Genomic DNA, 12,110 nt, shown 5'->3' on the forward strand with positions numbered 1-12,110 from the left:
CGTCGTACGGACGCGGACGGCCCTAGTCGGGCCGCCCGCGCAGGAAGGGGTCAGGGCTGCTGGAAGTCCGCGTCCTGGAAGATCTTCTGGGCCTCGGGCGAGGACAGCCACGTCACGAACGCTTCGGCCGCGGCAGAGTTCTTGGAGGTCTTCAGCGTCGCGGCCGGGTATTCGGCGATCGCGTTCTGCGCGTCGGGGATCTCGACGGCGTCGACCTTGTCGGTCGCGGTGGCGGCGTCGGTCCGGTAGACGAGACCTGCGTCGGCCTCGCCCAGCTCGACCTTGCTGAGCACGGCTCGGACGTTCGGCTCCTGCGAGACCGGCTTCACGGTGATCTTCTGGGCGTCCAGGATCTTCTGGCTGTAGCGGCCGACCGGGACCTCGGGCGCGGCCAGCACCACCTTGAGCTTGGTGTCCGCGAGGTCCTTCAGCCCGTCGATCTTCTGCGGGTTTCCCTCGCCCGTGGCGATGACCAGACGGTTCTTGGCGATGATCGTCGGGGCGCCGGTGTCGTCCTTCAGCGCGTCCATGGTCTTGGTGTCGGCGGTGACCAGGGCGTCGGCGGGGGCGCCCTGCCTGACCTGGGCGGCGAGCTCCTGCGAGCCGGCGAAGGAGAAGGTGATCTTCGTGCCCGGGTGGGACTTCTCGTAGGCGGCGCCGGCCGTCTTGAAGACGTCGGTCAGCGAGGCGGCCGCCAGCACGGTCAGCTCGGCCTTCGGGGTACCGGTTGCCGACTCGCCGGTCTTGGCTCCGGCGTCCTTCTTGTCGTCGTTGCCGCTGCCACAGGCAGTGAGCGGGACGAGGAGGGCGGTGGTCACGAGCGCGGCGGCGACGCGGCGTCGGGTGAACGGGAGAGCGAGCGACATGCGGGTGGGACTCCTTGGGAACGCGGCCGGCGGACGCCGTCCGGGCGGATGGTGGTGAGCCGCGCCGGTGACGGGCGACGCCGCTTGGTTGAGCTAGGGCCTGTCCGGCGGATCAGGGCCGGATAGGACGCGGCGTCTGGTGCGGTGCATCGCAAGGCGCCGGAGTGCCCTAATAGCGGAGCTATTCGGGCATTTCGGCAACGCGGCGAGGTGCCGTGCCAGGCGTCGTGGCCCCGGCCAAGATCCGCCGGACAGGCCCTAGGGGTCAGGGTCAGGTGCGGTCGATGTGCACGTTGGTCGACTTCACGCGGGCGGTGGCCTGCATGCCGACCTCCAGCCCCAGTTCCTCGACGGCCTCCCGGGTGAGCAGCGAGACGAGGCGGTGCGGACCGGCCTGGATCTCCACCTGCGCCGCGACGTCACCGAGCTTCACGGCGGTGACGATGCCCGGAAAGGCGTTGCGGGCGGAGGTGTAGGTGGCCTCCTCCTCGCCCGTGCCGCCTTGGCCGACCTCGATGGAGAACGCCGCGAGATCACGGCCGTCGATGAGGCGGCGCCCGCTCTCGTCGCGGTGGGTCGCGACTCGGCCGGCGTCGGCCCAGCGGCGCGCGGTATCAGGGCTGACGCCGAGCAGACGCGCCGCCTGTCCGATGGTGTAGGACTGCATGCGCGCCAAGATAGGACTCTTTACCTCGCATCTGCAACGTTTGGGCCGAACCTCCATGGCAGATGCGAGTCCCCTCAGAGGAAGCACCAAGCGGCAGTCAGCAGGCGAAGACCGGCATTCCACTTCATAGTCGAGACAGTCGAGTCGAGGGGTATCTCCATGCGCCTGAGCATCCGTAACCAGCTCCCCGGGACCGTCACCGCCGTCACCCCCGGCGAGGCCATGGCGACGGTCAGGGTGCGTCTGGCCGGCGGCCAGGACATCACCGCGGCCATCACACTCGATGCCGTCAAGGAACTGGGCCTCGCCGAAGGCTCCGCGGTCCGCACCCTCGTGAAGTCCACCGAGGTGTCGCTGGCCACCGGCCCGGTCGAGGGCCTGAGCATCCGCAACCGGATCCCCGGCACGGTCACCGAGATCTCCACGGGCGGCGCCATGGCCAGTGTGAAGGTCGGCGTCGAGGGCGGCGAGCTGACCGCCGTGGTCACCAAGGACGCCGTCACCGACCTCGGACTGACCGCCGGTTCCTCGGTCGTCGCGCTCGTCAAGTCCACCGAGATCTCGCTCGCCACCGCCTGAGGCGACCCCCTGCGGGCGTCGGCGTACCGGCCGGCGTCAGACCGCTCGCTGGGTGGCGCGGGAGACGAAGATCTCCCCGTCCGCCACCCGCGTCCTGAACGTCTCCACCGGTTCCGTGGCCGGCAGGTCCAGGGCTTCGCCGGTGCGCAGGCAGAAGCGGCTGAAGTGCCAGGGGCACTCCACCGTGCCGTCCGCTGCCACCTCCCCCTCTGACAGCGGGGCCCCCTCGTGCGAGCACATGTCGCGAATCGCGTGCAGCTCGGTGCCAACGCGGGCGAGGAGGACGGGAGTTTCGTCGACGTAAACGCGCAGCGGAGCCTCTGGCGTGATCTGTTCCACTCGGGCCACACGGACTTCGCTCTGGGGTGCCATGACCGTTCCTCTCCGGAGATCGTGCGCAGATGCGCTGATGACCCAACAGATCTGCTCAACTCGGCCCTGGATACGTTGCATTCGTGCGTCTCCCCGGTCGCCTCCGTCCCGGCGTCGCCGGTTGCCGAGGCAGCAGAATGACCGTTGACATCAAGCCCCGGAGTCGCCGTATAGTTAACACCCGTAGCGCTCGCGACAGTAGTTATTGAGACGCTCTTACATTCTCAAGAGGATCTGCGGCCAAGCGGTAGCCCGGACCGGCACCCGCGAAGCTGCACGTCGAATGAGAGCATCGGGGGGATGCATGGAAGCTGTTGCCTTGCATAGGCTCGTGGACGAATGCCTGGCCGGCAGCCAGGAGAGCTGGAACCGGATAGTAGACCGCTATACACCTCTGATCTGGGCGATCGCACGGGGGCATCGACTCAGCGCCGCGGACTGCGAGGACGTCAGCCAGGTGACGTGGATGCGGGTGATCCAGCATCTGGGAAAGCTCCGGGACCCGGAGAAACTCGCGCACTGGATCTCCGTCGCGGCGCGCCGCGAGAGTCTCAAGCACATCCAGAAGTCCGGCCGGAGCACACCGATCGAGGACCCCGAGGTGTTCGACCGTCCGCAGCCGTCGGCGAACCAGCCGGAGGAGTCGGCGCTGGCTCGGGAGCGCCGTGACGAGGTACTTCTCGCGTACTGCACGCTCTCGCCCAAGTGCCAGGCGCTGCTCGGCCTGTTGGTGGCCGACCCGCCGATGTCGTACGACGACGTCAGTGCCACGCTGGGGATGGCACGTGGATCCATCGGTCCCATCCGCGCACGCTGCCTGAAGCACCTGGAGCGGGCTCTGGAGCGTGAGGCGGACCGTTCGGAGCAGGCGAGGGAGTTGTTCGACTCCATCAAGAAGATGGGGCTCCGCGCCTATGCCCTGGAGAGCAGTTCCGGACTGCGTTCAGCGGCGGTGTGATTCCAGGTGGGCGCACTCCGCGACGGCGACCGGTTCCTTGCTGTTCATTCGGGCTTCGTACGCGATGAACGGAAAGAGCGCCTTGGCGTTTTCCACCATGCTCGGTGCGGGCTGTCCGATGGCATCGGCGAGCTTGCCCAGAGCATCGGTGCCGGCTTCGTCCCGTGCCACTGCGCCCACCTCCACACTTAGTTCGTCTCTTAACTAGTCACAGGGTAGGGGAAAGTCCCGCGACCGACAATACCGTTAAGTATGCCGGTTCGCGGGATTCCGCTTTCATCTCCCGGCAGGTTCTTCATGCCTGCGGCCGGGCGCCCTGTCCCAGGGAATTGAGCAGCCTGTCGATACGCCGGGCCTCACCGGCCGGATAACGTTCCACTTCGGGAAGCGTGTTGCGGCAGAAGCCGCTCAACACGCGCCCGGGACCGGCCTCCACGACGGCCCGCACGCCCCTGGCGCCGATCGCCCGCAGCGTCTCCGTCCAGCGGACCGCCCCTGCCAGTTGCCGGCGCAGGCCCTCCCGGGCCTGGTCGGCGGTACGGATCTCGGCCGCCGTCACATTGGCCAGAACAGGTAGCCGCGGGTTCCGGAAAGCGACCGTTTCCAGCTCGGCGGTGAACTCCTCCTCCAGCTCGTGCATGAGACTGCAGTGGAAGGGAGCCCCGACGTTCAGCATGACCGTGCGCTCCGCGCCGAGGGACTTGGCCGCGGCGGCCAGCTCACGCACGGCCTCCCGCTCGCCGGAGACAACCTGCTGCGCCGGGTCGTTGTCGTTGGCGATCTCCACGATCCCGCCGCCGCGCTCGCTCAGTCGCGCGCAGAGCGCCTCGACCCGCTCGGCCGGCAGGCCGATGACCGCCGCCATCGCCCCCGGCGTGCGCTCGTTGACCCGGGCCATCAACTCACCGCGCCTGCGCACCAGACGGAGGGCGTCCTCCCAGTCCAGCACGTCGGCGCAGACGAGCGCCGCGTACTCACCCAGACTGTGACCGGCCGCGACGGACGGGGTGATGCCGTGCCCGCGCAGGATGTCCAGCACGGCGATGCTCGTGAGGAAGACCGCGGGCTGGGTGATCTCGGTGGGCAGCAGATCCTCCGCCGAACCCTCGAAGCAGAGCTTCGACAGCTCCAGGCCCAGCAGGTCGTCGGCGGGCCGGTAGTACCGCTCGGCCAGTTCCGGATGGCGTTCGACGAGATCCCGGCCCATACCGGGCCGTTGGGAGCCCTGGCCCGGGAAGAGAAAGGCGATGTCGCTCATGGTGACTTCCTAGGGTGGGCGGGCGCGAGAGGGGCCGGCGCGCAGGCCGCGCCGGCCCCTCTTCTGCCCGCGGTCGACGGGAGGGGGATCACAGGAGCAGGAACTGTCCCTGGTGGTACGCGAGCGGATCGGTGCTGTCGGCCAGTCCCACGTCCGCGACCTCCCCGACGAAGATGGTGTGGTCGCCGGCGGGAATCTGCTGGGCCACCCGGCAGTCCAGGTGGGTCAGGGCCCCGGCGAGCACCGGGGCGCCCGTACTGCCGGTCCGGTACGCCACGTCGGCGAACCCCGCCGCCCCGCGCGGCCTGCCCGGTGTGGCGAACCAGCCGGCCAGCTCCGACTGGTCACGCCCCAGCACGTTGACGGTGAACGTGCCGGCGGTACGGATCACTTCGGCGCCGTACGAGCGACGGCTCAGGCAGACCAGCAGCATCGGCGGATCGAGGGAGACCGAGGCCAGCGAGCTGACCGTGGTCCCGTGCGGGCCGTCGGCATCGCACGAGGTGACCACCGCGATGCCGGTGAGGAACCGCCCCATGGCCTGCCGGAACCGCCCGGCGCTGAGCCCGGCGTCGCCCTCCGCCCCGGCGACGGAGGCCACAGCGGCGACAGGGGCCACAGGGGCGGCGGACGGCTGTCGGGACATCATGACCGGTCCCTTCCTCAGCCGGTGGGAGCGGGCGCGGTCCAGTCCACGACCGCCCCGGCGTAGATCCACTTGGTGGACTCGACGCCCACCAGCATCAGCCGGTCACCGGGCTTGATACGGCCGCTGCGCCACGCGTCGTCGAGGAAGAGCGGCACCGCCGCACAGCCGACGGCCCCCATGGTGGAGAGGCTGTCGATGATCTTCCCGTCCAGCGCCTTCCAGTCGGCGGTGTCGAGGCCCAGCTCCTTGAGCGAGTCGAGCATCCAGCCGACATTGCCCTCCGGGACGAGACAGAGGTCGACGGAGTCGACGTCCACGCCGCTGCGCCGCAGCGTGCTGCTGATCGCCTCGGTGACCATCACCGGGGTGAAGTCGCCGGCGCCGACCACGTCGACCTTGAGATCGACGAGCCGCTTGGCCTTCAGCTGCTCGTGGATCGGCGCGTGCGTCCCGCCGCCCACCGAGTGGATTCCGGCCTTGCGGTCGCCGCCGATCGCCTCCATCGAGGCCCCGAGCAGTCCCCCGGACTCGGCTCCCTCCTCGGCGCGCAGGACGATCGCCCCCGCACCGTCGCCGAACATGTAGACCGGCACCCGGTCCCGCATGCGGATCTTGTGCGGGTCCTGCCCGAGGAACACCGGCGCCAGGACCGGGGAGATCGCCTCGCTGCCGATGACCAGGGCCGTCCGGTAGACGCCCGACTGCAGGTACATCCGGGCGATGTCCAGGCCCTGGACGACGCCCGCACCGCCGGAGCGCAGCTCCAGAGTGGCGCAGCGCACCAGGCCCAGGCGTTCCTGGACCAGGTTCACCAGCGGAGGGAGCGGGTAGTCGGGCGTGCCCGTGGCGAGGATGATCAGATCCACGTCGCCCGGTTCGATCCCCGCGGAGTCCAGCGCCCGTACGGCCGCCTTGTAGGCCATGTCCGAGTTGTTCTCGCGGTGTTCGCCGGTGGCCGGGTCGATCATCCAGAACCGGCGCTCGATCGACAGACCCTCGCGCACCTCGTCCGGCAGCGGGCCGACGAGGCGTGCGATCTCCTCGGTCGAGATCGGGTCACCGGGCTGGTAGCCCCCGGTGCCGATGATGTGTATCGCGGTCACTGTGCAGCTCCTCAGGCAGCGGCGCCGGCGACCTCGGCGGCGCCGAGCTCCGCCCGGTGCACGACGAGGGAGACCAGGTTCTCCACCGTGAACAGACCCATGACCTGGGTGGCCTGGAGCTTTCCGGTGAGCGTCGCGACGTCGATCTGCGGCATGACCTTCTTCAGCTGGGCCAGGCCGGCCGCCGAGACGATCTCGTTCTCGTCGCCGAACTCCTCGTCCGGGATGCCGCCCTGGACATAGGCGGCGAGCTCGGCCGCCTGGATCTTGATGCCGAGCGAGCGCTCGAGACGGAAGAGGATGTCGAGCAGGTCGATCGACTCGGCACCCAGGTCGTCCAGCAGGGTGGCCTGCGGGGTGACCTCCTCCGGTTCCACACCGAGGGCCTCGATCACAGCCTCGTTCACGGCTTCGACGATGGTGTTGTGCTCCATGGAGAGTCCTCCGGGACTGAAGTAGGCGTTGAGAAACAGGCGTTGACATGCGCCCTGGGGGCGGAGAGGTGCGGCGGCGGGCCGTGGGGCCGCGCCGGCTGCGCGCTGTTATCCGTAAGATCCGCGGACCCCCGCCGCGGATACACCGGGCTCAGCCGGCCGGGGTCCGGGGCGCCGCGGCCCAGGAGACGGCCGACACCTGCGGGACCGCCCGGGGCACCGGCCAGGGTCCGGCCGCCGGTACGGCCTGCGCCTGCCGCGCCGCGGGTGCGTTCGGGGCCGTGGCCAGCCGCAGCGCCACGAGCACCGCGCACAGCTCTTCGTGGGTCGGGTTGCCGCCCACCACACAGAGCTCGACCGGGCCGTTCACTGCGGTGGGTTCCCGTGCTTGCGCTGCACCAGGGCCACGTACTTGGCGCGCAGCAGCTCCAGCGAGCGGATGAGTACGGACCGGGTGTCCCGCGGGTCGATGACATCGTCGACGAGCCCGCGCTCAGCCGCGTAGTACGGGTGCATCAGCGTGCGCCGGTACTCGTCGACGACCTCGCGGCGCTCCGCGTCCGGGTCGTCGGCCGCGGCGATCCGTCGGCGGAAGACGACGTTGGCCGCCCCCTCCGCGCCCATCACCGCGATCTCGTTGGTGGGCCAGGCGAAGGAGAGGTCCGTGCCGATGGACCGCGAGTCCATCACGATGTAGGCACCGCCGTACGCCTTGCGCACGATGACCTGGATCCGCGGCACGGTGGCGTTGCAGTACGCGTACAGGAGCTTGGCGCCGTGCCGGATGATCCCGCCGCGCTCCTGGTCGGCCCCCGGCAGAAAGCCCGGTACGTCGACGAGCGTGACCAGCGGGATGTTGAACGCGTCGCAGGTCTGGACGAACCTGGCCCCCTTCTCGGAGGAGGCGATGTCGAGCACACCCGCCATCCGCAGCGGCTGGTTGGCCAGAATGCCCACCGTCTGGCCGTCCAGCCGCGCCAGCACGCAGATCAGGCTGGGCCCCCAGCCCTCGTGCACCTCGAAGAACTCGCCGTCGTCGACGATCTCCTCGATGACCTTGCGCATGTCGTACGCGGCCTGCGGATCGGTCGGCACGATGTCGAACAGCCCGTCGCAGGAACGGTCCGCCGGATCCTGGCACGCCTCGGCCGGCGGCATCTCGCGGTTGTTGGAGGGCAGCAGCGACAGCAGATGGCGCACGTCCTCGAGGCAGGACTCCTCGTCGTCGTGCGCGAACGCGGCGAGACCCGAGACCTGGGAGTGCATGTCCGCACCGCCCAGCTCGTCCTGGGTCAGCTTCTCGCCGGTGACCGCCTGGACCACGTCGGGTCCCGTCAGGAACATCTGCGAGGTGCCACGGACCATGAACACGAAGTCGGTCAGCGCCGGAGAATAGGCCGCGCCGCCGGCGCATGGCCCGAGGACCACGCTGATCTGCGGAATCACCCCGGAAGCGCGGACGTTCCGGCTGAAGATCCCGCCGTATCCGGCGAGCGCGGTCACCCCCTCCTGAATGCGTGCTCCGGCGCCGTCGCACAGCGAGATCAGCGGGACGCCGCTGCTCTCCGCCAGATCCATCACCTTGTGGATCTTCTCCGCGTGCGCCTCGCCCAGCGCGCCGCCGAAGACGCGGAAGTCATGGCCGTAGACCAGGACCTGGCGGCCGAGCACCCGGCCCCAGCCGGCGACGACGCCGTCGCCGTGCGGCCTTCTGCGGTCCATGCCGAAGTCGGTGGCGCGGTGCCGGCGCATCGGTTCGATCTCGATGAACGAATCCTCGTCCAGCAGGAGCCCGAGCCGGTCGCGGACGGTCAGCTTGCCCTTTGCGCGCTGCCGTTCGGTGGCGGCGGGATCGCCCGCGTACAACTCCTCCTTGAGGACCCGTAGTTCCGCGGCCCGCTCCTCCATGCTCTCGCGAGGCAGCTCGTCGGGTGCCGCCTTGCGTACCGTGGTCCGGGGTGTACTCATGGGCGCCCCAGACCCAGCGCGGTCATGGCCCCGCCGTCCACGTTGACCAGCGAGCCCGTCATGTACGAGGACTCCGGGCCGCTCAGGAAGCGCACCACCTCGGCGATCTGGTCGGTGTTGCCGAACTGCCGCATCGGGATCTGCTTCTTGATCGACCGGCCGGTGGCGCCCTCGGTGAGGCCGGCCACCAGATCGGTGGGGGCGAAGCCGGGCAGGACCGCGTTCACGCGGATGCCGAAGCGTGCCGACTCCATGGCACAGCAGCGGGTGAAGGCGTTGACGGCGCCCTTGGAGGCGGCGTAGTTGGACTCGCCGATCCAGCCGCGCTCACCCATGACGGAGGAGACATTGACGATGACGCCGCCGCCCTTGGCCATGAAGTGCGGCAGGACGGCCTTGGTGCAGTGGAAGACGCCCCCGAAGTTGACCCGCATGACGTCCAGCCAGTCGTCCATCTCCATGTGGTAGATGAGCGCGTCCTGGGCGACACCGGCGTTGTTCACCAGGATGTCGAGGCCGCCGAGGTCCTCGGTGACCTGGCGCACCAGCTCGGTGGCCTGGGCCGGGTCCGCCACGTCGCCGTGTACGGCGAGGGCACGTCCGCCGGCCGCCTCGATCTCGCGGACCAGCTCCTTGGCGGGGCCCTCGGAGCTGCGGTAGTTGACGGCGACGGCGGCACCGTCGGCGGCGAGGCGGCGGCACACGGCTGCGCCGATGCCCCGGGAACCGCCGGTGACCAGTGCGACCTGTCCTTCGAGCTTCATCGGGCCTCTCCTGTCGGGTTTGCTGCGGAGGTAGTACGGGCGTCGGCGGTACGGGCGTCGGCGGTACGGGCGTCGGCGGCACCGGAGCCGCAGCGCACCGCGAGCGACACATGGCTGCCGCCGAGGGACGAGCTGTTCACCAGCACCGGGCGGTGCCCGGCGCGGCCCTGGTGCAGCGCCAGCGCGAGGCTCAGGGCGCCGCCGACGCCCATGGGCTCGCCGAGTACGGTCTTCGGGGCGTGCAGGGCGGGTACCGGGTAGGGGCGGAAGAGCCGGTGAACGGCCTCGGTCTCGGCCGAGTCGGCGGACCGCAGGCCGGCCGCCGCGAGCCAGACGGCCGACACCTCGGCGGGCCCCAGACGGCCGTCGTCCAGGGCGGCGCGCATGGCGCGCTCCAGACCTCGGCCCCGCGGGTCCCACAGCCGGGCGCGGCTGGCGTCGGACGCCATGCCGTGGCCGAGCACCTCGCCGAGGATCCGCGCGCCGCGGGCCAGCGCGGAGGAGCGCCGTTCGAGCACGACGGCGACACTGCCCTCGGCGAGCATGAACCGGCCGTCGGCCGGCTCTCCGGGGGCGCGGGTGGAGGCGGCACCCACCGCGGCGTACGCCTTCGCCACCTGCTCGGTGAGGGTGTCCGTGACGGTGCAGACCAGGGTGTCGGCGTGGCCGGCCGCGAGCAGGTCGGCGGCGTACGCGAGTGCGGCGGCGCCGGTCGCGTGGCCCACGGAGAGTGTGGACGTGGGGCCGCGCAGGCCGAGGTGCATGGCGATCTGCCCGGCCGCCTGGTTGTAGACGGTGTTGGGGAACACTCCCGGGTCGGCGGCCCGCGGCCCCGCCGTCAGCAGCGGGACGGTGAAGCGCTCCATGGCCTCCATCGGCCCGGTGCCGGTACCGAAGACGACACCGACCGCTTCCGCCTCCGCGCTGCCCGGCTCGAAGCCCGCATCGGCCAGAGCCTTCGCGGTGGCGGCCACGCCGAGCTGGCCGAGGCGGTCCATCCGGCGCCGCTGACGCTTGGTCAGATAGGGCTCCGGGTCGAAGTCGAACCGGCTCAGCGGCATCCCGTCCGTCCAGTCGACGGGGCTGTCGCCGCGTGCGAACGCCGACCAGAGCTCGGCCGCGGTGCCGCCCGCCGGGCTGAGCAGGCCGATACCGGTGATCACCACCTGGTCGGTCTCGGGCAGCGGGGGACGGTGCCCGTCCTGCGTCCGGGTCAGCACCAGCGCGGCATTGGCCCCGCCGAAGGCGAAGTTGTTGGACAGCGCCGCGCCGGTGGACAGCGGCCGCGCCGAACCCGGGATGTAGTCCAGCGGGCAGTCGGCGGCGGGCGTGCCGAAGGAGGCGGTGGGCGGTGCGGTCTGCTCGGCCAGGGCGCGCGCGGTCACGATGGCCTCGACGGCCCCGGCCGCGCCGAGGGTGTGGCCGATCATGGACTTGGTACTGGAGACCGGGGTGCGGGCGGCTTCGTCGGCGCCCAGCGCCAGGGCGATGGCGCTGGACTCGGCCGGGTCGTTCTTCGGGGTGCCGGTGCCGTGTCCGTTGACGTACCCGATCTGCCCGGGAGTGACTCCGGCGTGCCGCAGTGCCGCCTCGATGGCCCGGGCGGCGCCCTTGCCCTCCGGATGCGGGGCGGTGGCGTGGAACCCGTCGGCCGACAGCCCGTATCCGGCGATGTCGGCGAGCCCCGCGAGGCCGTGCTCGCTCGCGAACTCGCAGCGCACCAGCAGCATCATGCCGCTGCCCTCGCCCAGCGAGAGCCCCTGCCGGTTCCCGGAGTACGGAGCGGCCGGCTCCGGCGACAGCGACTGCAGGGAGTTGAATCCGGCGAAGACGACGTCCGAGAACGCGTCGCTGCCCCCGGCCAGTACGGCATCGGCCCGGCCGGTGCGCAGCAGGTCCGCGGCCAGTCCGATGGCGTTGGCGCCCGAGGCGCAGGCGGTGTTGACCGCCAGCACCGGGCCGCGCAGCCGGAACGCGGCGCCCACGGTCTCGGCCAGCGCCTGCGGCGTCACCAGCAGCGGCAGCCCGGCCTGCGGCTCCTCGCCGGCCTCGACGGCCCGCAGCCACTCCCGTCCGGAGAGCAGCCCGGCGTTGCAGGTACCGAGCACCACCCCGAACCGCTCGGCCGGTACGAGGCCCGCGGGCAGGGCCGCCATGGCCTCCTCGGCGGCCACCAGGGCGAGTTCGACGGCCCGCTCCCGGAAGCCGGGCGGCCTGCGGTAGGCGTGGACCGGCTCCACCGGGTCGGTGACCTCGCCGCCGAGCTTGGTGTCGAGTCCGTCCATCGGGATGCCCTGCACGGGCTCGATGCCGACGTGTCCCTCCCGCGCGCCCTCCCACAGGTGCGCGGCCGTCCCGCCGAGCGCCGTGATGGCGCCGGTGCCCACGACGGTCACGCCCACGCCGGTCACGCCCACGCCGGTCACGCCCGCGCCGGTCACGCCCGCGCTGGTCGTCGGATGCTTGCTCTCTGCGTTCATCGTTCTCCCCCT

The 12,110-nt window shown here is 70.9% G+C and carries 14 protein-coding genes; 2 read left to right on the forward strand and 12 right to left on the reverse strand.

Annotated features, from left to right (window positions below; genetic code table 11):
• Positions 1 to 50: 50 nt before the first annotated feature.
• Positions 51 to 866, reverse strand: coding sequence for a molybdate ABC transporter substrate-binding protein (gene modA, locus ACWV17_RS26485; RefSeq protein WP_455361653.1), 816 nt, complete (start codon positions 864 to 866; stop codon positions 51 to 53).
• A gap of 271 nt (positions 867 to 1,137) precedes the next feature.
• Entirely contained in the window at positions 1,138 to 1,533 is a 396-nt protein-coding gene (locus tag ACWV17_RS26490; protein WP_455354125.1) for a TOBE domain-containing protein, read from the reverse strand.
• Between the two features lie 159 nt (positions 1,534 to 1,692).
• Here ACWV17_RS26490 and ACWV17_RS26495 point away from each other — a divergent pair, with 159 nt between their 5' ends.
• Positions 1,693 to 2,112, forward strand: coding sequence for a TOBE domain-containing protein (locus ACWV17_RS26495; RefSeq protein ID WP_455361654.1), 420 nt, complete (start codon positions 1,693 to 1,695; stop codon positions 2,110 to 2,112).
• 36 nt (positions 2,113 to 2,148) lie between these two features.
• On the opposite strand, the gene ACWV17_RS26500 is transcribed toward ACWV17_RS26495, so the two are convergent.
• Positions 2,149 to 2,484: a non-heme iron oxygenase ferredoxin subunit gene (locus ACWV17_RS26500; protein ID WP_455361655.1), complete on the reverse strand. Its 336-nt coding sequence runs from the start codon at positions 2,482 to 2,484 to the stop codon at positions 2,149 to 2,151.
• Positions 2,485 to 2,803: 319 nt separating this feature from the next.
• On the opposite strand from ACWV17_RS26500, the gene ACWV17_RS26505 reads away from it, so the two are divergent.
• Entirely contained in the window at positions 2,804 to 3,442 is a 639-nt protein-coding gene (locus ACWV17_RS26505; RefSeq protein WP_455354122.1) for an RNA polymerase sigma factor, read from the forward strand.
• On the opposite strand, the gene ACWV17_RS26510 is transcribed toward ACWV17_RS26505, so the two are convergent.
• The 9 genes from ACWV17_RS26510 to ACWV17_RS26550 all read right to left on the reverse strand — a co-directional run bounded on the left by ACWV17_RS26510 (position 3,428) and on the right by ACWV17_RS26550 (position 12,098).
• Entirely contained in the window at positions 3,428 to 3,613 is a 186-nt protein-coding gene (locus ACWV17_RS26510; protein ID WP_455354121.1) for a hypothetical protein, read from the reverse strand. The genes ACWV17_RS26505 and ACWV17_RS26510 overlap by 15 nt on opposite strands.
• Positions 3,614 to 3,737: 124 nt before the next feature.
• On the reverse strand, positions 3,738 to 4,700 hold the full coding sequence (gene fabD / locus ACWV17_RS26515) for an ACP S-malonyltransferase (RefSeq protein WP_455361656.1): 963 nt from the start codon (positions 4,698 to 4,700) through the stop codon (positions 3,738 to 3,740).
• An 88-nt stretch (positions 4,701 to 4,788) separates the two neighbouring features.
• Positions 4,789 to 5,349, reverse strand: a complete 561-nt coding sequence (locus ACWV17_RS26520; protein ID WP_455361657.1) for a flavin reductase family protein — start codon at positions 5,347 to 5,349, stop codon at positions 4,789 to 4,791.
• Between the two features lie 14 nt (positions 5,350 to 5,363).
• Positions 5,364 to 6,452 carry a 3-oxoacyl-ACP synthase III family protein gene (locus ACWV17_RS26525; RefSeq protein ID WP_455354118.1) on the reverse strand — a complete coding sequence of 363 codons (1,089 nt, stop codon included), beginning with the start codon at positions 6,450 to 6,452 and terminating at the stop codon, positions 5,364 to 5,366.
• A gap of 11 nt (positions 6,453 to 6,463) precedes the next feature.
• The gene (locus ACWV17_RS26530) at positions 6,464 to 6,886 is read right to left on the reverse strand and encodes an acyl carrier protein (RefSeq protein WP_455354117.1); all 423 of its coding nucleotides are present in this window, start codon (positions 6,884 to 6,886) and stop codon (positions 6,464 to 6,466) included.
• A 151-nt stretch (positions 6,887 to 7,037) separates the two neighbouring features.
• Positions 7,038 to 7,256, reverse strand: coding sequence for a hypothetical protein (locus ACWV17_RS26535; RefSeq protein ID WP_455361658.1), 219 nt, complete (start codon positions 7,254 to 7,256; stop codon positions 7,038 to 7,040).
• Entirely contained in the window at positions 7,253 to 8,794 is a 1,542-nt protein-coding gene (locus ACWV17_RS26540) for an acyl-CoA carboxylase subunit beta (RefSeq protein ID WP_455361687.1), read from the reverse strand. Before ACWV17_RS26540 ends, ACWV17_RS26535 begins: the two co-directional genes overlap by 4 nt.
• A gap of 56 nt (positions 8,795 to 8,850) precedes the next feature.
• On the reverse strand, positions 8,851 to 9,618 hold the full coding sequence (locus tag ACWV17_RS26545) for a 3-oxoacyl-ACP reductase family protein (RefSeq protein ID WP_455361659.1): 768 nt from the start codon (positions 9,616 to 9,618) through the stop codon (positions 8,851 to 8,853).
• Positions 9,615 to 12,098: a beta-ketoacyl synthase N-terminal-like domain-containing protein gene (locus tag ACWV17_RS26550; RefSeq protein ID WP_455361660.1), complete on the reverse strand. Its 2,484-nt coding sequence runs from the start codon at positions 12,096 to 12,098 to the stop codon at positions 9,615 to 9,617. Before ACWV17_RS26550 ends, ACWV17_RS26545 begins: the two co-directional genes overlap by 4 nt.
• Between the last annotated feature and the right edge of the window lie 12 nt (positions 12,099 to 12,110).

It is taken from the genome of Streptomyces mabaensis (assembly GCF_053763515.1).

Coding starts and splice junctions, on each gene's coding strand:
- modA (WP_455361653.1), bottom strand. CDS start 866: ATGTCGCTCGCTCTCCCGTTCACCCGACGCCGCGTCGCCGCCGCGCTC.
- ACWV17_RS26490 (WP_455354125.1), bottom strand. CDS start 1,533: ATGCAGTCCTACACCATCGGACAGGCGGCGCGTCTGCTCGGCGTCAGC.
- ACWV17_RS26495 (WP_455361654.1), top strand. CDS start 1,693: ATGCGCCTGAGCATCCGTAACCAGCTCCCCGGGACCGTCACCGCCGTC.
- ACWV17_RS26500 (WP_455361655.1), bottom strand. CDS start 2,484: ATGGCACCCCAGAGCGAAGTCCGTGTGGCCCGAGTGGAACAGATCACG.
- fabD (WP_455361656.1), bottom strand. CDS start 4,700: ATGAGCGACATCGCCTTTCTCTTCCCGGGCCAGGGCTCCCAACGGCCC.
- ACWV17_RS26520 (WP_455361657.1), bottom strand. CDS start 5,349: ATGATGTCCCGACAGCCGTCCGCCGCCCCTGTGGCCCCTGTCGCCGCT.
- ACWV17_RS26530 (WP_455354117.1), bottom strand. CDS start 6,886: ATGGAGCACAACACCATCGTCGAAGCCGTGAACGAGGCTGTGATCGAG.
- ACWV17_RS26540 (WP_455361687.1), bottom strand. CDS start 8,794: ATGGAGGAGCGGGCCGCGGAACTACGGGTCCTCAAGGAGGAGTTGTAC.
- ACWV17_RS26545 (WP_455361659.1), bottom strand. CDS start 9,618: ATGAAGCTCGAAGGACAGGTCGCACTGGTCACCGGCGGTTCCCGGGGC.
- ACWV17_RS26550 (WP_455361660.1), bottom strand. CDS start 12,098: ATGAACGCAGAGAGCAAGCATCCGACGACCAGCGCGGGCGTGACCGGC.